The organism is Nitrosomonas sp. TNE100 (assembly GCF_055387135.1).
Window position 1 is genome coordinate 99,853 of record NZ_AP040997.1, and the last position, 22,648, is coordinate 122,500.

Genomic DNA, 22,648 nt, shown 5'->3' on the forward strand with positions numbered 1-22,648 from the left:
AATAGGCTATTTACTTTGACTTCAGATTAAGTCAAATGGTACTTCCTTGGGATTCATCTTAAGGATTCAAGCAAAGATTCTATCAAGTGATCGTAAAATTTACTATGCGCTTGTCTGCGGAAAACAAAGCCAAATCTATCTATAAAATAGCAGCCTTAAAGGAGGATACTTTCAAATTTTATTGAAGCTCTTCCGCTATGTGTATCCAAATAATCAATGCTTGATTGAAGAAGCTCTTGTAACTCTATCTTTAGGTGTGGATGCAATAACTTGACCAGGGATAGCTGACGGTATCGCATCAGGCTTATATTCCAGAGCAATTTCTAGTACCTGGTCAATCCATTTTACTGGCTTGATATCCAGTTTGTTTTTAATGTTTCCAGGAATCTCACTCAAATCCTTGACATTATCTTCCGGGATCAACACTGTGCTTATTCCACCACGATGAGCAGCCAGGAGTTTCTCCTTGAGCCCACCGATTGGAAGAATTTCGCCTCTTAGTGTAATTTCCCCGGTCATCGCAACGGATGCTCGCACCGGAACTCCGGTCAATGCAGAAACCATAGCCAGACAAATACCAATACCTGCACTCGGCCCATCTTTAGGCGTGGCCCCTTCAGGCAAGTGAATATGAATATCGTTCTTCAGATAAAAATCATCTGATATTCCCAGAACGATTGAGCGGCTTCGAACAACAGACAGGGCTGCCTGAATGGATTCCTGCATGACTTCACCCAGTTTACCGGTCGTAATCGTCTTCCCTTTGCCTAGTAGCACTACTGCCTCAATTCTCAGCAACTCACCGCCTACCTCCGTCCAAGCCAGTCCCGTAACCTGTCCAACCTGATTTTTTTCGTCAGCCATGCCATAAGCGTAACGGCGCACTCCAAGATATTTATCGAGGTTGCGGGAGTTGATAATAATCTTTTCCTTATTTTTTTTAACCAGCAAAATTTTGACGACTTTCCTGCAAATCTTGGAGATTTCTCTTTCCATTGAACGCACTCCCGCTTCTCGGGTGTAGTAGCGGACAATGTCACGTAATGCAGATTCAGAAACAGACAACTCCCCCTCGCTTAAACCATGATCCTTCATTTGCTTGGGTAGAAGATATCGTTTTGCAATATTTAGTTTCTCATCTTCGGTATAGCCTGAAAGTCGAATAACTTCCATTCGATCAAGGAGTGCGGGAGGAATGTTCAGTGTGTTTGCGGTAGCAACGAACATGACATCCGATAAGTCGTATTCAACTTCGATGTAGTGATCAACAAATGTATTGTTTTGCTCCGGATCAAGTACTTCCAGCAAGGCAGAAGAAGGGTCGCCACGAAAATCCATTCCCATTTTGTCAACTTCATCTAACAGAAACAGTGGGTTTTTGACACCGATTTTTGTCATACTTTGCAAAATCTTTCCGGGCATCGAACCGATGTAAGTTCGACGATGCCCACGGATCTCAGCTTCGTCTCGCATGCCTCCGAGAGACATACGAACAAATTTACGGTTTGTCGCGCGAGCTATAGATCGACCTAGCGAAGTTTTACCTACCCCAGGCGGGCCGACAAGGCAAAGAATGGGAGCCTTGGATTTGGCAACCCGCTGTTGTACTGCAAGGTATTCAACTATCCTTTCCTTTACTTTCTCCAAACCATAATGATCTTCATTCAGGATGGATTCGGCAATCTTTAATTCTTTGCTGATTTTGGTTTTCTGCTTCCAGGGCAATGCAACTAGCGTGTCAATATAATTTCGTACAACAGTTGCTTCGGCTGACATAGGAGACATCAGGCGCAGTTTTTTCAGCTCAGACTCTGCCTTGGCTAATGCTTCTTTAGGCAAGGAAGCTGCCTTTATTTTTCTTTCGATTTCTTCAAGGTCAGTGCCATCTTCGCCTTCGCCCAGTTCTTTCTGAATAGCTTTAACCTGTTCATTCAGGTAATAGTCCCGCTGGCTTTTTTCCATCTGGCGCTTGACTCTACCGCGAATGCGCTTTTCTACCTGGAGGATATCCAGTTCGGCTTCCAGAAGGCCAAGTAAACGTTCTAAACGTGGCTGAACTTCAAAAATTTCCAGAATTTCCTGTTTTTGCTCCAGTCTCAAAGGAAGATAAGCAGCGATCGTATCAGCTAATCGTCCGACCTCGTCAATTCCTGTCAGGGAAGCAAGAATTTCTGATGGGATTTTTTTGTTTAATTTGATATATTGGTCAAATTGGGAAAGAAGAGCGCGTCGTAATGCTTCAATTTCTGACGTATCGATCTCATCAATCGTGACTGGTATAGCCTTTCCAGAAAAACAGGTTTCGGAATCATTAAAAGATTCAATTTCTGCCCGATAACTTCCTTCTACCAATACCTTGACTGTTCCATCGGGGAGTTTCAGCATTTGCAAAATGCTTGAAACACAGCAAACTTTATAAAGGTCTTGGGGAGAAGGGTCATCTTTAGAGGCTGATTTCTGAGCAACTAGCAGAATATTTTTTCCAGCTTCTGTCGCAGCTTCTAAAGCCTTGATAGACTTTGGACGTCCCACAAATAATGGAATAACCATGTGTGGAAAGACCACCACATCACGCAGTGGGAGCAGTGGTAAATCAAGCTCGTTTGGTTCTTGGGTGTCGAGAATATCTGATGTCATGTCATTTACATCCTGCAGAAAACATGGATAGGATAAGATATGGTGACACCTGTGAAAAACAGGTACCCGCAGTGTGCTAAAAACAAACTCTTAAAAGAATTTGTACTATTTCGAGCTTCTGGCCAGCTTGGGCTTTTCAGCATAAATTATGATAGGTTGAAGATCATCATTTGTAGAGCTGCTTTCGATCACCACTTTTGAGACGTTTTTGATTGAAGGCAGATCATACATAATATCCAGCAGTGTTTCCTCAAGAATGGAACGTAATCCACGTGCTCCAGTTTTCCGTGCAAGCGCTTTTCTGGCAATTGTTACAAGAGCCTGTTCGCGGAATTCCAATTCAACTCCCCCTTCCATGCTGAATAGCTTGCTGTATTGTTTAACCAGTGCATTTTTGGGTTCAATCAAAATTTGGATCAGTGCTGCCTCGTTCAATTCACGCAACGTTGCCACGACCGGTAAACGCCCGATAAACTCCGGAATCAAGCCATATTTAATTAGATCTTCTGGTTCAATGTCACCCAATATCTTGTTTAATTCCTTGCGATCGTTCTGGTTGATGACATCCGCACCAAAGCCTATGCCACTTTTTTCAGATCGTGCACGTATGATTTTATCGATACCATCAAATGCCCCACCGCAAATGAACAGAATATTTGTGGTATCAACCTGAATAAATTCCTGATTGGGATGTTTGCGCCCGCCCTGAGGAGGTACCAAGGCTGCTGTACCCTCAATCAGTTTGAGTAGTGCCTGTTGTACACCTTCTCCTGAAACATCCCGAGTGATGGAAGGGTTGTCTGATTTACGCGAAATTTTATCTATCTCGTCGATGTATACGATTCCGCGCTGGGCCTTTTCAACATCGTGGTTGCTTGCTTGCAGCAACTTCTGAATAATGTTTTCTACATCCTCTCCGACATATCCTGCTTCTGTCAGCGTCGTTGCATCAGCAATAACAAACGGTACATCTAGCAATCTTGCCAGTGTCTGTGCCAGTAAGGTCTTGCCAGATCCGGTAGGGCCAATCAGCAATATGTTGCTCTTGGCAAGTTCAATGTCATCGCTACCAGCATTAACTTTTGATAGATTTCTTAATCGCTTATAGTGGTTGTAAACCGCAACAGACAGTATTTTTTTTGCAGATTCCTGTCCAATGACATATTGATCCAGTGTTTCACAAATTTCATGTGGGGTCGGCAAACTTGTTTTAGATAGTTTGGCCGTTTCATCAACCTGTATTTCTTCGCGAATAATGTCATTACAAAGGTCGATACACTCATCGCAAATGAATACAGATGGCCCGGCAATTAACTTCCTGACCTCTCGCTGACTCTTTCCGCAAAAAGAACAATACAAAAGTTTTTCGTCATTTGTTTTTTCAGACATTACTCCACCCCACAATCATCAAACGAATATTGCTCTTGTTCAACAGGAGCAATTTGATTTTACTCCTGTTTTACTTTCCTGCTCGTTAATACTGCATCCACTAAACTATACTTTACGGCAGCTTCTGCGCCAAGAAAATTGTCACGATCAGTATCTTTTTCAATAGTTCTAGTCGTTTGACTGGTATGTTTAGCCAAAATTTCATTTAAACGACCTTTCAGTGCCAAAATTTCCTTAGCGTGTATTTCTATGTCGGATGCTTGTCCCTGAAATCCGCCCAGTGGCTGATGGATCATAACGCGTGAATTGGGTAGGCAATAACGCTTGCCTTTGGCGCCCGCAGTAAGCAGCAAGGCACCCATGCTGGCAGCTTGTCCTATGCAAAGTGTGCTGACATCCGGTTTAATGAATTGCATGGTGTCATACACAGCTAGTCCTGCCGTGACAAGCCCGCCGGGCGAATTGATATATAAGGAAATATCTTTCTCTGAATTTTCGGATTCTAGAAATAAGAGCTGCGCAATTACCAAGTTGGCAGATGTTTCTGTAACCGGGCCCACTAAAAAAATGATTCTTTCTCTGAGCAGCCTTGAATAAATATCGTAGGCGCGCTCTCCGCGACCACTGGACTCGATTACCATGGGAATCAAACCCAGTCCTGTAGTATTCAATTCGTTTTTCTCCCAATCAAGTATTGGTTGCATGTGAATATCCCATTAGTTCATCGAAAGTGACATTCTGATCAACGATATTGGCTCTGTCCAGTATCCATGATACGGCGTTATCCTCCAGAACAAGCGGTTCTATTTCCTTGATTCGTTCAGGTGAAGCGAAGTGCCATTTGACGACCTGTTCAGGATTTTCGTAACTTTGAGCATGTTCTTCAATAAAACTTTTGATTTGCTCAGGCTTTACACCTAATCCGTGTGTTTCGATCAACCTGGATAAAATGAGTCCCAGCCTGACGCGCCGCTCAGCTCTTTCCAGAAAGGTATCTCTTTGCAAATTGGAGGCTTTAGGAAAACCACGTGCTGTCCGGGTATCTTGTACTTCTTCTATTAGCCGATCTATTTCCTGTTGAACCAAAATTTTGGGGATATCTACTGAAATCTTATCCAGTAGGGATTGCATGACTTGTTCTTTGAGTTTTACCCGGATACGCTGGGTTGTTTCACGCTGAAGATTAGCCTTGATTTCTGATTGCATTTTTTCAACATTACCATCTTCAATCCCTAGCGACTTGGCAAATTCACCATCCACGTCCGGTAGCTTAGGAGCTTCAACCTTATTGAGTGTAATTGTAAAAGTTACTTTCTTTCCGGCAACTTCTTTTCCTGAATAGTCTTCAGGAAAAGTCATATCAAACGTTTTCTCCTGTCCTGTACTCATGCCCAGGATAGATGCCTCGAAATCTTCCAGAAGATGCCCGTTTCCAAGAATGACACTGTAATTATCTGCCTGGCCACCAGCAAAGTTCTTTCCGTCCAGGGATCCCCGGTAATTGATATTAACCCGGTCACCCGTTTGTGCCGGACGATCTACCGACTCATAGTTTGTTCGCTGTTTACGCAGAACTTCCAGTGTTTTCTGGATTTCCACGTCGCCAATCTGTAAAACAGGTTTGTTGATTGTAATCGAATTTAAATCACCCAGTTCGATATTAGGATAGATTTCAAATGTTGCGCGGAATTCATAGTTTGAATTATCTGTTCCGGGATTTCTGGATTCAAAGTTTGGAACACCTGCAATGCGATAGTTTTCTCGATTAATACTTTCGCTAAACTGTTGTTGCAACAACTCTCCCAGCACTTCGTGCTCAATCTGATGGCCGTATTGCTGTGCAACTATTTTCATAGGAACTTTGCCCGGACGGAATCCCTGTATCTTGATTTTTGGAGCCAGGCGCTTCAGGCGCTGACCCACTTCGGCTTCGACTTTTTCCCGTGAAACAGAGAGTTCAATATTGCGCTCCAGTGGATTGGAGGCTTCCTCTTGTGTCTGCATCTATTTTCCTGAGCTGATACGTAACATTGATTAAACAAGTGGTATGATCGTGCTAGGTTGGCCAAGCCTGAATATTCCGTGGTGCGAAAGGGGGGACTCGAACCCCCACACCTCATCGGCGCCAGAACCTAAATCTGGTGCGTCTACCAATTCCGCCACTTTCGCGCGCCGGGCTATTCAAAAATTAGCGGGATTCAGAATTCCCAAAAACAAGATGATTTTTGCTCACACAGTTGTGCCGCAGCTTGTTTTTCAGCGAATCACACCACACCCCTTTATAGCCAATTATACTCGCTTCTAACAACCGGGGCAGATTTCCTGTCCGTTGTGCGGTTAATCTTTTTGGCAATTGAACGTTTTGCCAGTTACTCCAGTACTATTTGGTCCCATCAGGAAGAGATAAGTCCCCATCAGATCTGCCGGTTTGGGTAATAAACGGTTATTGCTGCCCGGATGAGTTTTGGTACGTTGTGGCGTGTCTGTAGCTCCAGGAATCAGTGCGTTAATGCGTAAATTTGGATAAATCTCCCACTCCTCAGACTGAATTTTGACCAATGCTTCCACCCCTGCTTTCGCTACTGCAAAAGCACCCCAGTAGGCTGTGGGTACTTGGCCGTGGGTGTCTCCCGTCATGATTACACTGGCATCCTGGGCGGTCTTGAGCAACGGAAAACAGGCGCGAGTCAGCATTGCAGGGATGAGAAGATTGATCTGCATGGTGGTTTGCCAGTGCTCAAGTGTATGGAATTCAAGTGGCATTGGGCCGGTGGTCCAGGCGACATTGTGCAAAATACCATCCAGCCGACCAATTTGGGAGGCTATTGCCCCAGCTAGTTCCACAATGCCAGTTTCAGTAGCCTGTTCGAAATCAAATGGCAGAATGATTGCTGATGCTCTGCCGAGCGTCTCGATTTCATCATAAACCTGCTCAAGCTTCTCGGTTTTACGGCCATGTAAAATAATCGTGGCGCCATATTTTGCGAAAGTGAGTGCTGCAGTGCGCCCAATACCTTGTCCTGCACCTGTAACCAGGATAACCCGGTCTGCAAGCAAATTCCGGTCATCCGGATAAGTTTTTAAAGTATCCAATATATTTATCTCAGCACGACCGATAGAAGTTAAAAACCACAACGTCCGGTTTTTTGCATACCGATCCGTTGTGGTTCATTATTGTTAACAGATAGACCGATTGGAGTCGGTTACATGTCCATACCGCCCATGCCACCCATACCGCCCATGCCGGCACCTGCCCCAGGCGAATCTTCTTTTGGAAGCTCTGCAACCATTGCGTCCGTCGTCAGAATCAATCCTGCAACTGATGAGGCGTTTTGCAGAGCCGAGCGGGTTACTTTGGTAGGGTCCAGCACGCCCATAGCAACTAGATCGCCATATTCACCCGTTGCAGCATTGTAACCAAAGTTACCTTTACCTTCCTTAACTTTGTTGACGACTACAGAAGCTTCATCTCCGCAGTTGGTTACGATCTGGCGTAGTGGCTCTTCCAGTGCACGCAAAACAATTTTGATGCCGGAATCCTGATCATGGTTGTCGCCTTTGACCTTGCTCACAGCATCAATTGTACGCAGCAGGGCGACGCCACCACCAGGAACAATACCTTCTTCAACCGCAGCGCGTGTTGCGTGAAAGGCATCTTCAACGCGAGCTTTTTTCTCTTTCATCTCCATTTCCGTGGCAGCGCCAACCTTGATTAGAGCTACACCCCCAGCCAGTTTGGCTACGCGTTCTTGAAGCTTCTCGCGATCATAGTCACTGGTTGCTTCTTCGATTTGTTTGCGAATCTGTGTAACGCGTGCTTCAATGGCTTTGGTATCTCCGGCACCATCAATAATGGTGGTGTTTTCCTTGCCAACTTCAACGCGTTTAGCCTGGCCCAGATCTTCCAGTTTAGCTTTTTCCAGGGATAAACCGACTTCTTCGGCAATCACCGTACCACCCGTCAGGATCGCGATATCTTCCAGCATAGCCTTACGACGATCACCAAAACCAGGTGCCTTGACTGCGCATGTTTTGAGGATGCCGCGAATATTGTTCACGACCAGTGTTGCCAGGGCTTCACCATCAACATCTTCAGCAATGATCAGCAGTGGTTTACCTGCTTTGGCTACTTGTTCGAGTATTGGCAGAAGGTCACGAATATTGGATATTTTTTTGTCGTGCAACAGAATGAAAGGGTTTTCGAGTGCTGCAATCTGTTTCTCAGCGCTGCTGACAAAATAGGGAGAGAGATAACCTCGGTCAAACTGCATGCCTTCCACGACATCCAGCTCATTTTCCAGGCCGGAACCATCTTCAACCGTAATGACGCCTTCCTTGCCGACTTTATCCATTGCTTCAGCAATGATTCTGCCGATTTCGGCATCGGAATTGGCAGAAATGCTGCCAACTTGAGCGATTTCCTTGCTGGTGGAACATGGCTTGGAAAGTTTTTTCAATTCTTCAACAGCGGCGCTAACTGCCTTTTCGATCCCGCGCTTCAGATCCATTGGATTCATTCCGGCTGCGACATAACGCATACCTTCCTTGACGATGGCTTGTGCTAAAACAGTTGCCGTCGTTGTGCCATCTCCTGCTGTATCCGAGGTTTTGCTGGCGACTTCCTTGACCATTTGTGCGCCCATGTTTTCGAACTTGTCTTTCAGTTCAATCTCTTTCGCAACCGATACGCCATCCTTAGTAATGGTGGGGGCGCCGTATGAACGCTCCAGTACAACATTGCGTCCTTTAGGGCCCAACGTCACTTTAACCGCATCTGCCAGTACATTTACGCCAGTGATTACGGCGCTGCGCGCTGCATCTCCAAATCTTACTTCTTTAGCTGCCATATCTTTACTCCTGATTTCAGTTGGTTATTCAACGATCAATTAACCTTCAATCACACCCATGATGTCTTCTTCACGCATTACGAGGAACTCTTCGCCCTTAATTTTGACAGCCTGGCCGGCATATTTGCCGAAGAGTACCTTGTCTCCGACTTTAACTTCCAATGCGCGGATTTTGCCGTCTTCGCCCGCCTTTCCTTTACCTACAGCGATGATCTCACCCTGATCCGGTTTTTCTGCGGCGGTATCGGGAATTACGATACCGGACGCGGTCTTGCGTTCTTCTTCCAGCCGTTTAACAATTACACGGTCATGCAAAGGGCGAATATTCATAGTCCTTTTCTCCTACAATGGTTAACAAAAACGAAAGATCTGGTCATATTTGAATCTGATTCAATGAGTTTCATCAACAATCGCTGAGTCTCGTAACAACCTATTATTAGCACTCAACGACGTTGAGTGCTAATAATAGAGGCTATTATAAGGAATTTCAAGACAGTGAATGATAAAAAAGTAACTTTGCACACCCATCAGAGTGTCTGGCATCCCTGCACCCAGATGAAGCATCACGAAGCATTTCCCCCGATATTAATCACCAGGGGAGAGGGTGTGTGGCTGTATGGTGCAGATGGTAAGCGCTATCTGGATACAATCAGTTCATGGTGGGTCAATTTATTTGGGCACTGCAATCCTCGTATCAATGCTGCCATCATTGACCAACTTAGCAAGCTGGAACACGCGATGCTGGCTGGATTGATTCATGAGCCAGTAGTAGAGCTGTCAGAACGATTGAGTGCCATAACGCCAGGAAACCTGAGTCATTGTTTCTATGCCAGCGATGGTTCGTCAGCCAATGAGATTGCGCTGAAAATGAGTTTTCACTACTGGCAGCAATGTGGTTTCCCCGATAAAACCCAATTCGTTAATCTGCAGAATGGTTATCATGGAGAAACCCTGGGGGCGTTATCGGTCACCGATGTCCCGCTTTTTAGACAAATTTATGCACCGCTGTTACGCCCTGCGCATCCGGTACCTACCCCTGATTGGCGTGTTGCTGAAACTGGAACAACCCCGGAAACTCATGCGCTGAAGGCTGCCGCTGAATTGGAGAGTTATCTCGCACAACATCATGCCAGTACAGCGGCTCTGATTCTGGAGCCTCTTATCCAGGGAGCGGGCGGAATGGGAATGTACCACCCGGTTTATCTGCAACGGGCACGGGAAATATGCGATACCTACCGGGTTCATTTAATCGCAGATGAGATTGCGGTTGGATTTGGTCGAACAGGCACTCTGTTTGCATGTGAACAAGCTGGAATCACGCCGGATTTTATGTGCCTTGCCAAAGGGTTAAGTGGGGGCTATTTGCCGCTTTCAGTGGTCATGACTAATGATGCAGTCTATCGTGCGTTTTACCGTGATGAAATTAACCAGGCTTTTCTCCATTCGCACTCCCATTCCGGCAATATTCTTGCCTGTCGGGCAGCCCTGGCAACGCTCGATATCATTGAGCAGGATAATGTGATCGAAACAAACCGTAAAAAAACTGATTTTCTCAATCAATGTTTACAGCCTGTTCGGGAGCACCCGGATGTCAAGAATTTCCGCAACTGCGGTATGATTTGGGCGTTTGAAGTGGATAACCCCCAACCGGATTTCACACACCGCTTTGCGCAAAAGGGACTGGAACAACAACTTCTGATTCGTCCCATGGGCAACTCGGTCTACATCATGCCGCCGTACATTATTAATGAAGAGGAAATGGAATTGATGGCCCGGGGTATTCTGCACATTCTCAATAGAATATAAATACCCATGCAGATTACCTTTCTGGGCGGTGTTGGAGAAGTCACCGGATCATGTTACCTGGTTGAAACGGATGATGTGCGCTTTCTGGTGGATTGCGGTATGTTCCAGGGCGGGCGGGATGCAAGTCGTAAAAATCATACCGCAATCAATTTTAATCCGGAATCAATGGATTTTGTTTTGCTAACACATGCCCATGTGGATCATTCTGGGTTATTGCCGCGCTTGAGTGTGCTCGGATTCAGAGGGCCTGTCTACATGACCCCGGCCACGGCAGATCTGCTTTCAATCATCCTGAAAGATAGTGCTCATATTCAGGAAAAAGAAGCAGAGTGGCATACAAAAACGGCATTGCGTAATAAACGTTCGCTACGTTATGAAAATGTCCCGCTCTACACTGTTACCCAGGCAGAAGCATTTCTTAAACAAATGCGAGGTGTCAATTATGACGAAACATGTCAGCCGCATCCATTAGTGCAGTGTCGATTTCGTGATGCTGGACACATTATTGGATCAGCCATCATTGAGGTCTGGCTGAAGTCCGGTTCCAGGCAGAGAAAAATTGTTTTCTCGGGTGATCTGGGGCAGCCGGGCCATCCTATCGTGCGCGATCCGACATTTATCAAAGAGGCTGATTATCTGTTGGTTGAATCCACTTATGGCAACCGTTGCCATCGCAGCATGCAAGACACACGCGATGAAATGGTGGAAATCATTTGTCAGACACTGATCCATAAACGCGGCAATATCATCGTACCGGCGTTTACTGTTGGCCGTACTCAGGATTTGTTATTTCTGCTGACGGATCTGCAGCGTCAGGGGCGCCTGGGAGTGATGGATATTTACGTGGATTCACCTATGGCGTTGGCTGCTACGGAAATCACACTCAGACATAGAGAATTATTTGATAAGGAAACTATCGATATCATGAACTGGCACAGCCAGCATAATAAGAATCTGCGGATTCATTTTGTGCAGGAAGTCGAGGATTCAATCAGGCTCAATCACATACAATCCGGCGCAATCGTTATTTCTGCCAGTGGTATGTGCGATGCCGGGCGCATTAAATATCACCTGAAATATAACTTGCCCAGACCTGAATGCAGCATTTTGTTTACCGGCTTTCAGGCTGCGGGTACCTTGGGGCGCAGATTAGTGGATGGTAGTAAAAATGTTCGTGTTTTTGGTGAACAAATTCCTGTGCACGCATCTATTCATACGGTTGGCGGGCTTTCTGCCCATGCTGATCAGGAGAATCTGCTTGATTGGTTAAGAGGATTCAGCCAGCCTCCGCGAAAAACTTTCATCGTGCATGGCGAACCGGGTAGTGCCGAAGCTTTTGCCTGTGCAATCCGGGAACAATTACAGTGGCCGGTGAGTATTCCTCAGCGCATGGATTCAGAACGACTGGGCTGATTCTATTTTCAGCTGAAAGTAGAATCAGCAATTTTCAAACTTCTTCCCGAATCATTATTGCGTTGTATCAACCAGAAAACAGCATTAGCAGCAGTCGATTATTTGGTTTTGCTGTTTGTCAGAACGAATTCAGCCAGACGTTGCGCGGGTTCGCCGGTAATGTTGGGGAAGGCTGTCATTGTCATGCCGCCTTTTTGAACTTTCTCGATAATAGCTTCTTTGGTATTCATCTTGGCGCTCAAGAGCATGACCTTGCCATCTGTTTCAGGTTTGTGACATTTAGTGCAGCTTGCGAAAAAAATATCTTCGCCACTAGCATTTTCTGCCGGGGTATAAGTGTCGGTCTTCGCACATCCTGTCAAGCTGATTACTGCAGAAACCACCAACAATCCAATCGTTCTTTTCATTTTTCTCTCCGTTTAACAAGGGCGGACATTATAGCCGCTATCCATCTTAATTTAATTATTGCTGCAAGCTTATGTGGTGTGCTTGTAAAAATGTTTGATGTTAGTATCTTCAGCCCGGTTAAACAGTTGGAAAACAAACCTCTCTTGCTACGGAATAGATCATGAAAATTGCCACCTGGAATGTCAACTCACTCAAAGTTCGATTACAGCAGGTAATCGACTGGCTGAACGTCAATCAACCAGATGTATTGTGTTTGCAGGAAACCAAGCTTCAGGATGAATTCTTCCCGGTGGATGAACTTGCGCAGGCGGGTTACCAGTCAATCTATGCTGGTCAAAAGACATATAACGGCGTTGCTTTACTGAGTAAAGTAACAGGAGTGGATGTTTGCGCGGCCTTGCCCGATTTTGATGATCCACAGAAAAGGCTGATTGCAGCAACCTATGGAGATTTGCGTATTATTTGTGTGTATGTGCCGAATGGGGAGCGTGTTGATTCAGAAAAATATGCCTATAAACTGAGGTGGTTGTCGATACTCAATTCTTTTTTGCAACAGGAGCGGACACGTTACGGCAAGGTGGCATTACTAGGAGATTTCAATATTGCTCCGGAGGATCGTGATGTTTATGATCCTGAGGCCTGGAAGGGACAAGTGTTGTGCAGCGAGGCTGAGCGGCAAGCCTTTCGCGGATTGTTAGATACAGGATTTGTTGACAGTTTTCACCTGTTCGAGCAGCCTGAAAAAATATATACCTGGTGGGATTATCGTATGATGGCTTTCCGCCGGAACAGAGGGTTGCGTATTGATCATATTTTGCTGAGTCATGAAACGGCAGACAGTTGCGCTACCTGGCAAGTGGACAAGGCACCCAGGAAACTGGAACGGCCGTCAGATCATGCACCGGTTTGGGTGGAGCTGGCGTAAGCAGCAAGAAATCTGAATTTTATGTGTGAAAAGCTTGAGGGCGTGAATGATTATCGGATTACCCAAAGAGACGAAAGAGGATGAATACCGGGTCGGACTTACTCCGGGCAGCGTACATACACTGACTGAGCGAGGGCACCGGGTGCTGGTTGAAACCGGAGCAGGTGCGGGCAGTATTATTTCCGATCAGGATTACCGGGAAGCCGGTGCAGAAATTGTGATGCGCGCCGCAGATGCCTGGGCAGCTGAATTGGTCGTCAAGGTAAAAGAGCCAACCGAAGTGGAATATCAGTATTTGCGAAAGGATTTACTGCTGTTTGCTTATCTACATCTGGCTTCAAATAGAGCCCTAGCAGAAAAACTGCTCGCCAGCGGCGTCAGTGCAATTGCCTATGAAACAGTGCAGACGGCATTCGGCGCATTACCGTTATTGACACCCATGAGCGAGGTAGCGGGGCGCATGGCGGTGCAGATTGGCGCAACCTATCTGTTAAAAACCCAAGGGGGGCGGGGAGTGCTGATGGGTGGGGTGCCAGGCGTTGCCCCAGCCAATGTAGTCATTCTGGGCGCAGGGGTAGTGGGCACCAATGCTGCAGTAGTAGCAACCGGAATGGGGGCGATGGTGACAGTGCTGGATATCAATCATGATCGTTTGAAAGCGCTGGATGACCGTTTTTCCGGACGGCTGCAAACTCGATATTGTGATGCGGTCAATGTGCGTCAGGCAGTTTACGAGGCAGATCTTGTCATCGGTGCCGTATTGATCCCCGGTGGGCGCTCACCTTGGCTAGTAACTCGGGAAATGTTGCCGCAAATGCGTGTGGGTTCAGTGATTGTTGATGTGGCAGTTGATCAGGGAGGGTGTGTGGAAACAACCCGACCGACCACACACAGCCATCCTGTTTTTGAAGTGGATGGTGTGCTGCATTACTGTGTGACGAACATGCCGGGCGCAGTTCCGCGTACCAGCACCTTTGCGTTGAACAACCAGACTGCCAGCTATGTTGCCTGTCTGGCAGATGAAGGGCTGTCAGCCTTGCAGAGCAATCAGGCGTTGATGAATGGCCTTAATATCTATCGTGGACAAGTCATGCATCCGGCAGTAGCTGAGGCTTTCGGTTTGCCGTATACATCACCGCTGGAAATACTGGTTGCTTAAAGATGGTCTGTATAACTTTCATATCGTCCTGCGGTATTGAAAACAGGCTCAAAGTACTCTTTATCGTATGTAAACTGCGTTTTTTCACCTATTTTCATCTTACCTTGACGATCTTGTTGATGCTTTTCAACACCTTGTTAATGCCAGGGCGTAACCGGGATTACAGATATGCTGTTTTGTGGTGATCCTTCAATGACTCGATCGCTATAGCTGAGATAGATCAGCACGTTACGCCTGGCATCATAGAAACGTACCACTTGTAATGTTTTAAACAGCAGCGAGGTACTTTTCTTGAATACTTCGTCTCCATCCGCCTTACCATTTTTTATTTTCTCCGGCAATGCAATTGGCCCTGTCTGACGGCAGGCGATAGAAGCCTCCGATCTATCTTCAGCCACACCTACTGTGCCGCTTATTCCCCCTGTTTTTGCTCGGCTCAGATAACACGTAGCGCCTGCTACATCCGGATCATCAAATGCCTCTACTACTATTTTATCGTTGGCACCCAGCAACTTGAATCGTGTCGATACACTGCCGATATCCTCTGCCAGTAGCGGCAGCGAATATGAACCGATAATAGTTGCCGTCCAGATCAGTATTCCCCGTTTGATCCAGCCTGGCAGGTTGGTCTGGCTGACTCTTTTCTGATGGTGTTTCATGGAAATCCTCCTTTTTTACGATAGCGCTATGACAATCCGGATGACAGAATTGATTATAGCTTTCCGGAGTATCTGCTACAGCCGAAACTTTTTGTACCAGGATACGTTTGTATTGATCACTTTACTATCCACAGTTATCCTCGCTTGACCAGTGCAATTAATGTAATACCGCAGAACCCGGCGCTGGCATAGAACGTGAAGGACGCTCCCATCTGATCCCAAAGCAGACCGGCGACCACACTGGCGATGAGCATGGCAATGCCGCTGATAAGGTTAAAGAATCCATACGCTGTACCGCGTAAATCAACCGGTGCGGCATTAGCAACCATTGTTGCCAACAGCCCCTGCGTCATGCCCATGTGAATTCCCCATAACGCGACACCTACGAGTACTGTCATCCAATGAGCATCGATAGCCAATACCAGATCAGCGACAATCAGAACAAACAGCCCTAGTGCCAGCAATATCTTGTGACTTATGCGATCGGATAACTTGCCAAAAGGGTAGGCCGATGCTGCATAAACCAAGTTCATGGCAACCATTACCAGTGGAACCAGTGCAAGTGGGATGCCACCTTGTTGAGCGCGAAGCACCAGAAATGCTTCACTGAACCGTGCCAGTGTGAATACGGCACCGATACCGACAACCCACCAGTACGTGGCATGCAAACGCATCAGATTCTCTTTGCAGATTGGATTGATACGTTTGTTACTAACGTTTTGCTTTGGCTCATGAACACCGAAGAATAGCAACGCGACCGCTAACAACCCAGGGATAACAGCAACCCAAAACACTGCCCGGAAGTCGTTTGCCCACAGTAGCATCAGGCCGGTTGCCAATAACGGGCCAAGGAATGCACCGACTGTATCCAGCGATTGTCTGAGGCCAAATGCCGCACCGCGCACCTCTATGGGGGTGATATCCGCTACCAGCGCGTCACGTGGAGCACCCCGGACACCTTTACCCACCCGATCCAACAATCGAGCCGCGAGTACAACACTGGTGACTGGGGCAATGGCAAACAACGGTTTGGTCAGTGCTCCTAGGGCGTAACCGAACAGAGCCAGTGCTTTGCGTTTGCCTAGATAGTCGCTGAGTGCGCCCGAGAATACCTTGACAATGAGTGCCGTGGATTCGGCCAGCCCTTCGATCAAGCCAACCATAAGAGCACTTGCACCCAGAGTGCCGGCCAGGAATAACGGCAGCAGACTGTGAATCATCTCGGAGGAGATGTCCATCAGCATGCTAACGAAGCCCAGTACCCAGACGCCGGAAGGAATCTTGCTGAGAATTGTTTTTTTTGTCATGATGACACTTTGCTTTTACAGTCTTACCTTAGATGTTTAGTCCCACGGTGTGCTGGTGTAACATATAACCAGCTACGGAGGGATGATTTATGGGACAGATATTACACGGAAGCGCCCGCACGACAGCGGCGGTACGTCGAGCGATACAAAATAGTCAAGAGAGTCTGAATGTTCTGGCCAAGCGGCATGGGATTAATCCAAAAACGGTAGCGAAGTGGCGGAAGCGGGAATTCACCCACGATGCACCGATGGGCCCCAAAGAGTCGCACTCGACTGTTTTAAGTCTGGAAGAAGAAGCCGCTGTTGTGGCGTTTCGCAAACATACGCTTCTACCGCTGGATGATTGTCTATATGCCTTGCAACCAAGCATTCCGCATTTAACCCGCTCAAGCCTGCATCGCTGCTTTCAACGGCATGGCATCAGTCGGTTGCCGGAGGTTGATGGTGACAAGCCAAAGAAAAAGTTTAATGCCTATCCAATTGGCTACTTCCATATTGATATTGCCGAAGTTCGTACGAAGGAAGGTAAACTCTATCTTTTTGTAGCCATTGACCGGACATCAAAGTTCGTTTTTGTTCAACTCCAGAACAAAGCCAACCGCAACACGGCAACCGCCTTCTTGAAGGCCGTGATCGAGACTGTTCCCTACAAGATCCATACAATCCTGACTGATAACGGTATCCAGTTTACGTTCCCGGCGCGTTATCGGAATGGGCCAACGGCTCAGTATGTAACGCATATGTTCGATAGGTGTTGTCAGATCAACGGCATCGAGCACCGTCTCACCAAACCCAACCATCCCTGGACCAATGGTCAGGTTGAACGCATGAATCGAACCATCAAGGATGCGACTGTAAAACGGTATTATTACGACTCACACGATCAGCTGAAGGCCCATCTCCATCGCTTTGTGATGGCTTATAACTTCGCCAAAAGACTAAAAGCTCTCAAAGGCCTAACACCCTATGAATACATCTGCAAAATCTGGAAAAATGAGCCAGATCGTTTTATCTTTGACCCATTCCAGCACACCGTGGGACTAAACAGGTTGTCATGTGTGGTTATGGGAAGTAAAGACGGATTGAGCCTTGATCTTGCAACCTATCTGAAATATGCAGGTGTTGTAGTTGAGTGTGTACCGGGATTGCTTGCTGCACGTGAACGAATTAAACAGCTTCCGACGGGTCAATGGTTGTTAGTGGTAGATATGAGGGATGAGGAGTTGCCCATTGAAGAGTTGCGTGCGGTATTTCGCGATCGGCCCAATTCGAGTGTAAATGACAAGCTTCAGTTTGTAATTATTAGACGTGGCCGCCGCCATCGCGGCCGTATGGAAGAGGAGGGTGTAGTGACGCTCGATGGAAATGTACTTTATCGTCGGGTATTTCTCCGTGCGGTAGCGGTTGCAGCCGGCCGGGCAAAGCTAGAGGAAGATCAGGATATTTCTGTAGTAGTTGTCGATAAAGTTGTTCCATTATCCCGGGAAGAGGCGCTACAGCGGGATAATCTGATTCTGGTTGCTGAAGACAATGAGATTAACCAGAAAGTTATTCGCCAGCAGCTTACTTTGCTGGGGTTTGCTGCAGACATTGTCGTCAATGGGCGTGAGGCACTGCAGAAATGGAAAAGTGGAGAGTATGCGCTGATACTGACTGATCTGCATATGCCGGAAATGGATGGGTATCAGTTAACGCAATCGATTCGCGCTGAAAAAACGGGCCGTTATCAGATTCCAATCATCGCTTTGACAGCGAATGCACTGAAGGGTGAAGCGGAAAGGTGTCGTGCACTAGGAATGGATGATTATCTGAGTAAGCCGGTGCAACTAGAACAGCTTAAATCGGTACTGGAGAAATGGTTACAAGGGTCGAAACGGGTGGAGCAACAGGAGGAAAATATTCATCGGCCTTTAGTTGCCGCTGAAAAAATCACAGTGGATATTAATATACTTAAATCGTTGGTCGGAAATGATCAGGTCATTATCAAAGAATTTTTGCAAGATTTTCTCCGTGACGCTCGAAAGATTGCTGAACAGTTGCAAAGTACCGTAGCAGATGGCAAGGCAGATGAGGCGAAATTTGCCGTACATAAGCTTAAATCTTCAGCGCGTTCGATTGGTGCGCTGGCTCTGGGTGAGTGGTGTGCGCAAATGGAGGTGGCTGCAAAAGAAGGTGATGTGGAAAAACTGGCTAGGCTATTGCCTGGCTTTAAACAAGAGCTGGCCGAAGTGGGGAGTTATATTAAGAAGGTATTGGCACAACCCGATGTGTGAGCGCAAAAGGATGAAATATGAAAATTCATGAATACCAGGCTAAAGCAATTCTTAGCCGTTATGCGATTAGTGTGCCGGCCGGTATTGCTTGTTTTAGCGTGGAGGAAGCGATTCTGGCTGCTGAAAAGCTGGGGGGTGATAAATGGGTGGTCAAGGCACAAATTTATGCTGGAGGGCGTGGCAAGGCAGGGGGGGTAAAGCTGGCAAAGTCCATTGTGGAGGTCCGGCAGTTTTCTGAGGCGATGTTGTTTGCTCCGCTGGTCACGCATCAAACCGGCCCACAGGGACAGATTGTTCGCCGGCTCTATATTGAACAGGGGATCGATATCAGTCATGAGTATTACGTGGCACTGGTTGTTGATCGTGCTTCGCAGTGTGTCAGTTTAATTGCGAGTGATGCGGGTGGCATGGATATTGAGGGGGTGGCAACCAGTACACCAGAAAAAATACATAAAACTCAGATTGATCCGCTTGAGGGATTGAATCTTCAAGATGCAGAGAGAGTTGTGCGCCAGATCAATTTGCCTGAATCATGCCGATCAGCGGCGGTGTCTATGCTGGGGGCGCTATATCAGGCATTCGATGAGAACGATATTTCATTACTTGAAATCAATCCGTTGATTGTTACACCAGATAACCGTCTGATTGCTTTGGACGCCAAAATGAATTTCGATGATAACGCCTTGTTTCGTCATCCGGAAATCGTTGCCCTGCGGGATCTGGATGAAGATGATCCGCTTGAGGTTGAAGCAGCGCGGCATGGGCTTTCCTATATTCCGCTTGATGGTGATATTGGCTGTCTAGTCAACGGTGCTGGTTTGGCTATGGCAACCATGGACATTATTAAACTCTATGGTGGCAATCCAGCCAATTTTCTGGATGTGGGAGGCGGAGCGACGGTGGAAAAAGTAACTGAGGCATTCAAGCTGATGCTGAGAAATCCCGATTTGCAGGCAATACTGGTCAATATTTTTGGTGGGATTATGCGCTGCGATGTAATTGCTGATGGGGTGGTGTCAGCGGTGCGCGAGGTGAAGCTAGCTGTTCCATTGATTGTTCGATTGGAGGGAACCAATGTGGATTTGGGGAAAAAGATTCTGGCAGATTCGGGATTAACGATTATTGCTGGCAGCAACATGGCTGATGCTGCCAGAAAGGCGGTGGATGCAGCAGCTCGGCATCGATCTGAAGCTGCAACCAGAGGAGCATAACAGATGGCTATTCTGATTGATCGTCATACGCGTGTCATGACACAGGGTATTACAGGTAAAACCGGGCAGTTTCATACTCGCCAGTGCCGAGAATATGCTTTTGGCAGGGATTGTTTTGTGGCTGGAGTCAATCCTAAAAAGGCAGGAGAGGATTTTGAAGGTATTCCGGTGTTTGCAACAGTGGAAGCAGCAAGGCAGACGACGGGTGCGACTGTATCGGTGATTTATGTGCCGCCTGCTTATGCAGCTGCAGCAATTGATGAGGCGGTGGAGGCCGAACTGGATCTGGTCATCTGCATTACTGAAGGTATTCCTGTTCGAGATATGTTGCGGACACGCGCCCGTATGCGTGGAAAAAAGACACGGTTGATCGGTCCTAATTGTCCGGGAGTTATCACGCCAGGTGAGTTGAAAATTGGCATTATGCCAGGCGCCATTCATCAACAAGGAAGGATTGGGGTGGTTTCAAGATCAGGTACGTTAACTTATGAGGCAGTGGCGCAGCTGAGTGAGCTGGGATTAGGGCAATCTACTTGCATCGGAATTGGTGGTGATCCGATCAATGGTCTTAAACATATTGATATCCTAAAGTTGTTCAATGAGGATGACGGAACTGATGCGGTGTTGATGGTGGGTGAAATTGGTGGTACTGATGAGGAAGAATCTGCTCATTGGGTTAAAGATCATATGAAGAAGCCGGTGGTGGGGTTTGTTGCCGGAATGACAGCGCCTCCCGGCAAACGGATGGGGCATGCAGGTGCAATTATTGCTGGAGGCAAAGGAACAGCACAGGAAAAAATTGAAGTAATGGAGGCATGTGGTATTCATGTTGCCCGCAATCCAGCTGAAATGGGCAAGCTATTGAAAACAGTGATATAGCAAAAAATAAAATATAACGAATAAAAGGGAGTGAAAAATGCTGCGAGTAAATGTTGTTGCGATAGTAATTGCTTTATTGGCAGGCTGTACGATGGCTAAGCGCCCGATGCCTGGCCCCGTTCTCCCGGCTCCGGATCCTGTTGTGCAGCAAAGACCGTCCGGTCCGTTGCCGCTTAGTACGCGCCCAACCTACAATCTTGCTGGCTACCCCAAAGCAGCTCAGGAAGGATATGTGGATGGATGTGAAACCGCAAAACAATCAGCTTATGGGTTTAAGGATAAAAAACGCTACGCGGCCGATATGCAGTACCGGATGGGTTGGGATGACGGGTTATCTATTTGTCGTGGTATACGTTGATCAAAATAAACTGATCCGCTGACTGTTATGAAAAGTTTGCTGAAAATAACGTGGTTATTATGGGGTGCGTTGACTTTTCCGGCTTATGCCGTTGATTTGCCAGATACCGTCAGGCAGGCACTAAAAAAAACAGGCATTCCCGAAGCAGCTGTCGGGATTTATGTCAGGGAAGTCGGTGCTGAGCGGCCGCTAGTGTCAGTCAATGCTGATGTGCCAATGAATCCTGCTTCAGTCATGAAGGTTGTAACAACGTATGCCGGACTGGAAATGCTTGGGTCATCATACACGTGGCGTACTAAGGTGTATGCAAATGGCAATCTGGAAAATGGCAGATTGCAAGGTGACTTGATCATCAAGGGTTATGGCGATCCCAGCCTTAATCTGGAAAATTTCTGGCTGTTGCTCCGTCAGCTTCGCCAGTCCGGGCTAAAAGATATCAGCGGAGATCTGGTACTGGATTACAGCTACTATAGTTTTCCGACGGAAAATCCTGGTGCTTTTGATGGTAAACGCTATAAAACTTACAATGTGGCCCCGGAAGCGCTGCTGGTGAATTACCACACATCAACACTACATCTATTTCCCGAATCGCAGCATGGTGGAGTGCGGGTTACGGCCGATCCGGAAAGCCAATTGCTGAATGTGCAAAACCACCTCAAACTGACTCAGAAAAAATGTAGCACCAGTGGAGTTCGCGTGAATATTCGTGACGATGTTCCGCGACCAGGCCATGTGACAGTAATGCTTGAAGGTGATTACTCGGCTCATTGTGGCCAAACCGCTTACTACCTGAGTTTGCACGAGAGCTCGACGTACATTCATCAGCTGTTTAGTGGGCTATGGAAGCAACTGGATGGTACATTTAATGGCAGCGTACGGCGTGGAGTAACATCAAAAACGCTGAATCCGATCAGTGTCTACCATTCTCCGCCACTGGCCGAAGTCATTCGGGGTATTAACAAATTCAGTAATAACGTAGCAGCAAAACAGTTGTTTTTATCACTGGGTGAAACAGAATCTAACAGCGGCGAATTTGTTTCACCCAATCTTGCGCGATCTGGAATACGACAGTGGCTATTTTCAAAAAATATGGATTTTCCAGAATTGGTGCTGGAAAATGGATCGGGGTTGTCACGCACAGAACGAATCAGTGCGCGGCATTTAAATGACTTGCTGAATGCGGCTTATTTTTCGCCCACGATGCCTGAATTCATGGCCTCCCTGGCAGTGGTCGGGGTGGATGGAACAGCTCGAAAGCGCTTAAAGAAATCCGTTGTTGCTCAAAAGGCGCATATTAAAACAGGCACATTGAAAGATGTATCCGCGATAGCAGGGTATGTGCTGAACCATAAAAAAAAGCGTTATGTAATAGTATTC

At 46.9% G+C, this 22,648-nt stretch carries 19 protein-coding genes, 1 tRNA gene and 1 pseudogene (1 of these 21 cut by a window edge); 10 read left to right on the top strand and 11 right to left on the bottom strand.

All coding sequences use genetic code 11. From position 1 onward, the window contains the following. Positions 1 to 213: 213 nt before the first annotated feature. The 8 genes from lon to groES form a co-directional block, all read right to left on the bottom strand. On the bottom strand, positions 214 to 2,637 hold the full coding sequence (gene lon, locus ACZ5EJ_RS00475) for an endopeptidase La (protein WP_074455998.1): 2,424 nt from the start codon (positions 2,635 to 2,637) through the stop codon (positions 214 to 216). A 105-nt stretch (positions 2,638 to 2,742) separates the two neighbouring features. Beyond that, positions 2,743 to 4,026 (bottom strand): ATP-dependent Clp protease ATP-binding subunit ClpX, encoded by a 1,284-nt coding sequence (clpX, locus tag ACZ5EJ_RS00480; protein WP_011633333.1) that lies wholly within the window; start codon positions 4,024 to 4,026, stop codon positions 2,743 to 2,745. 59 nt (positions 4,027 to 4,085) lie between these two features. After that, the gene (clpP, locus tag ACZ5EJ_RS00485) at positions 4,086 to 4,730 is read right to left on the bottom strand and encodes an ATP-dependent Clp endopeptidase proteolytic subunit ClpP (RefSeq protein WP_074455997.1); all 645 of its coding nucleotides are present in this window, start codon (positions 4,728 to 4,730) and stop codon (positions 4,086 to 4,088) included. After that, entirely contained in the window at positions 4,714 to 6,030 is a 1,317-nt protein-coding gene (tig, locus tag ACZ5EJ_RS00490) for a trigger factor (protein WP_074455996.1), read from the bottom strand. Before tig ends, clpP begins: the two co-directional genes overlap by 17 nt. Before the next feature lie 79 nt (positions 6,031 to 6,109). After that, positions 6,110 to 6,195, bottom strand: a tRNA-Leu gene (locus tag ACZ5EJ_RS00495). Positions 6,196 to 6,363: 168 nt separating this feature from the next. Next, a complete protein-coding gene (locus ACZ5EJ_RS00500) occupies positions 6,364 to 7,119 on the bottom strand; it encodes an SDR family oxidoreductase (protein ID WP_074456033.1) in 756 nt (251 codons plus the stop codon). Positions 7,120 to 7,229: 110 nt separating this feature from the next. Then, positions 7,230 to 8,873: a chaperonin GroEL gene (gene groL / locus ACZ5EJ_RS00505; RefSeq protein WP_074455995.1), complete on the bottom strand. Its 1,644-nt coding sequence runs from the start codon at positions 8,871 to 8,873 to the stop codon at positions 7,230 to 7,232. A 39-nt stretch (positions 8,874 to 8,912) separates the two neighbouring features. Beyond that, complete coding sequence (groES, locus tag ACZ5EJ_RS00510; protein WP_074455994.1) at positions 8,913 to 9,203, bottom strand: co-chaperone GroES; 291 nt, start codon at positions 9,201 to 9,203, stop codon at positions 8,913 to 8,915. A 165-nt stretch (positions 9,204 to 9,368) separates the two neighbouring features. Here groES and bioA point away from each other — a divergent pair, with 165 nt between their 5' ends. Both bioA and ACZ5EJ_RS00520 read left to right on the top strand, forming a co-directional pair. Further along, positions 9,369 to 10,679, top strand: coding sequence for an adenosylmethionine--8-amino-7-oxononanoate transaminase (bioA, locus tag ACZ5EJ_RS00515; RefSeq protein WP_074455993.1), 1,311 nt, complete (start codon positions 9,369 to 9,371; stop codon positions 10,677 to 10,679). 6 nt (positions 10,680 to 10,685) lie between these two features. Continuing rightward, complete coding sequence (locus ACZ5EJ_RS00520) at positions 10,686 to 12,092, top strand: MBL fold metallo-hydrolase RNA specificity domain-containing protein (protein ID WP_011633340.1); 1,407 nt, start codon at positions 10,686 to 10,688, stop codon at positions 12,090 to 12,092. 98 nt (positions 12,093 to 12,190) lie between these two features. Here ACZ5EJ_RS00520 and ACZ5EJ_RS00525 read toward each other — a convergent pair whose 3' ends face one another. After that, entirely contained in the window at positions 12,191 to 12,499 is a 309-nt protein-coding gene (locus ACZ5EJ_RS00525) for a c-type cytochrome (protein WP_011633341.1), read from the bottom strand. Positions 12,500 to 12,660: 161 nt separating this feature from the next. Between ACZ5EJ_RS00525 and xth the strand changes: the two genes are divergently transcribed. Together xth and ald are read left to right on the top strand one after the other, a co-directional pair. Beyond that, on the top strand, positions 12,661 to 13,425 hold the full coding sequence (xth, locus tag ACZ5EJ_RS00530) for an exodeoxyribonuclease III (RefSeq protein ID WP_011633342.1): 765 nt from the start codon (positions 12,661 to 12,663) through the stop codon (positions 13,423 to 13,425). A 46-nt stretch (positions 13,426 to 13,471) separates the two neighbouring features. Next, positions 13,472 to 14,584: an alanine dehydrogenase gene (gene ald / locus ACZ5EJ_RS00535; protein ID WP_011633343.1), complete on the top strand. Its 1,113-nt coding sequence runs from the start codon at positions 13,472 to 13,474 to the stop codon at positions 14,582 to 14,584. A gap of 137 nt (positions 14,585 to 14,721) precedes the next feature. Here ald and ACZ5EJ_RS00540 read toward each other — a convergent pair whose 3' ends face one another. Both ACZ5EJ_RS00540 and ACZ5EJ_RS00545 read right to left on the bottom strand, forming a co-directional pair. Further along, on the bottom strand, positions 14,722 to 15,243 hold the full coding sequence (locus ACZ5EJ_RS00540; protein ID WP_011633344.1) for a CreA family protein: 522 nt from the start codon (positions 15,241 to 15,243) through the stop codon (positions 14,722 to 14,724). A gap of 134 nt (positions 15,244 to 15,377) precedes the next feature. Then, on the bottom strand, positions 15,378 to 16,550 hold the full coding sequence (locus ACZ5EJ_RS00545; RefSeq protein ID WP_011633345.1) for an MFS transporter: 1,173 nt from the start codon (positions 16,548 to 16,550) through the stop codon (positions 15,378 to 15,380). Positions 16,551 to 16,639: 89 nt separating this feature from the next. Between ACZ5EJ_RS00545 and ACZ5EJ_RS00550 the strand changes: the two are divergent. The 6 genes and pseudogenes from ACZ5EJ_RS00550 to dacB form a co-directional block, all read left to right on the top strand. Continuing rightward, positions 16,640 to 17,596 (top strand): annotated as a pseudogene (locus tag ACZ5EJ_RS00550) (IS481 family transposase); the annotation flags it as partial. Positions 17,597 to 17,614: 18 nt separating this feature from the next. Beyond that, complete coding sequence (locus ACZ5EJ_RS00555; protein ID WP_464557692.1) at positions 17,615 to 18,823, top strand: response regulator; 1,209 nt, start codon at positions 17,615 to 17,617, stop codon at positions 18,821 to 18,823. A 17-nt stretch (positions 18,824 to 18,840) separates the two neighbouring features. After that, positions 18,841 to 20,034, top strand: a complete 1,194-nt coding sequence (sucC, locus tag ACZ5EJ_RS00560) for an ADP-forming succinate--CoA ligase subunit beta (RefSeq protein WP_464557258.1) — start codon at positions 18,841 to 18,843, stop codon at positions 20,032 to 20,034. Between the two features lie 3 nt (positions 20,035 to 20,037). Beyond that, a complete protein-coding gene (sucD, locus tag ACZ5EJ_RS00565; RefSeq protein WP_074455772.1) occupies positions 20,038 to 20,913 on the top strand; it encodes a succinate--CoA ligase subunit alpha in 876 nt (291 codons plus the stop codon). A 37-nt stretch (positions 20,914 to 20,950) separates the two neighbouring features. Beyond that, positions 20,951 to 21,271, top strand: a complete 321-nt coding sequence (locus ACZ5EJ_RS00570) for a hypothetical protein (protein WP_074455771.1) — start codon at positions 20,951 to 20,953, stop codon at positions 21,269 to 21,271. Positions 21,272 to 21,298: 27 nt separating this feature from the next. Next, positions 21,299 to 22,648 carry the 5' portion of a D-alanyl-D-alanine carboxypeptidase/D-alanyl-D-alanine endopeptidase gene (gene dacB / locus ACZ5EJ_RS00575; protein ID WP_074455770.1) on the top strand. It continues 78 nt past the right edge of the window, so only the first 1,350 of its 1,428 coding nucleotides appear in the window; the start codon lies at positions 21,299 to 21,301; its stop codon lies off the right edge, out of view.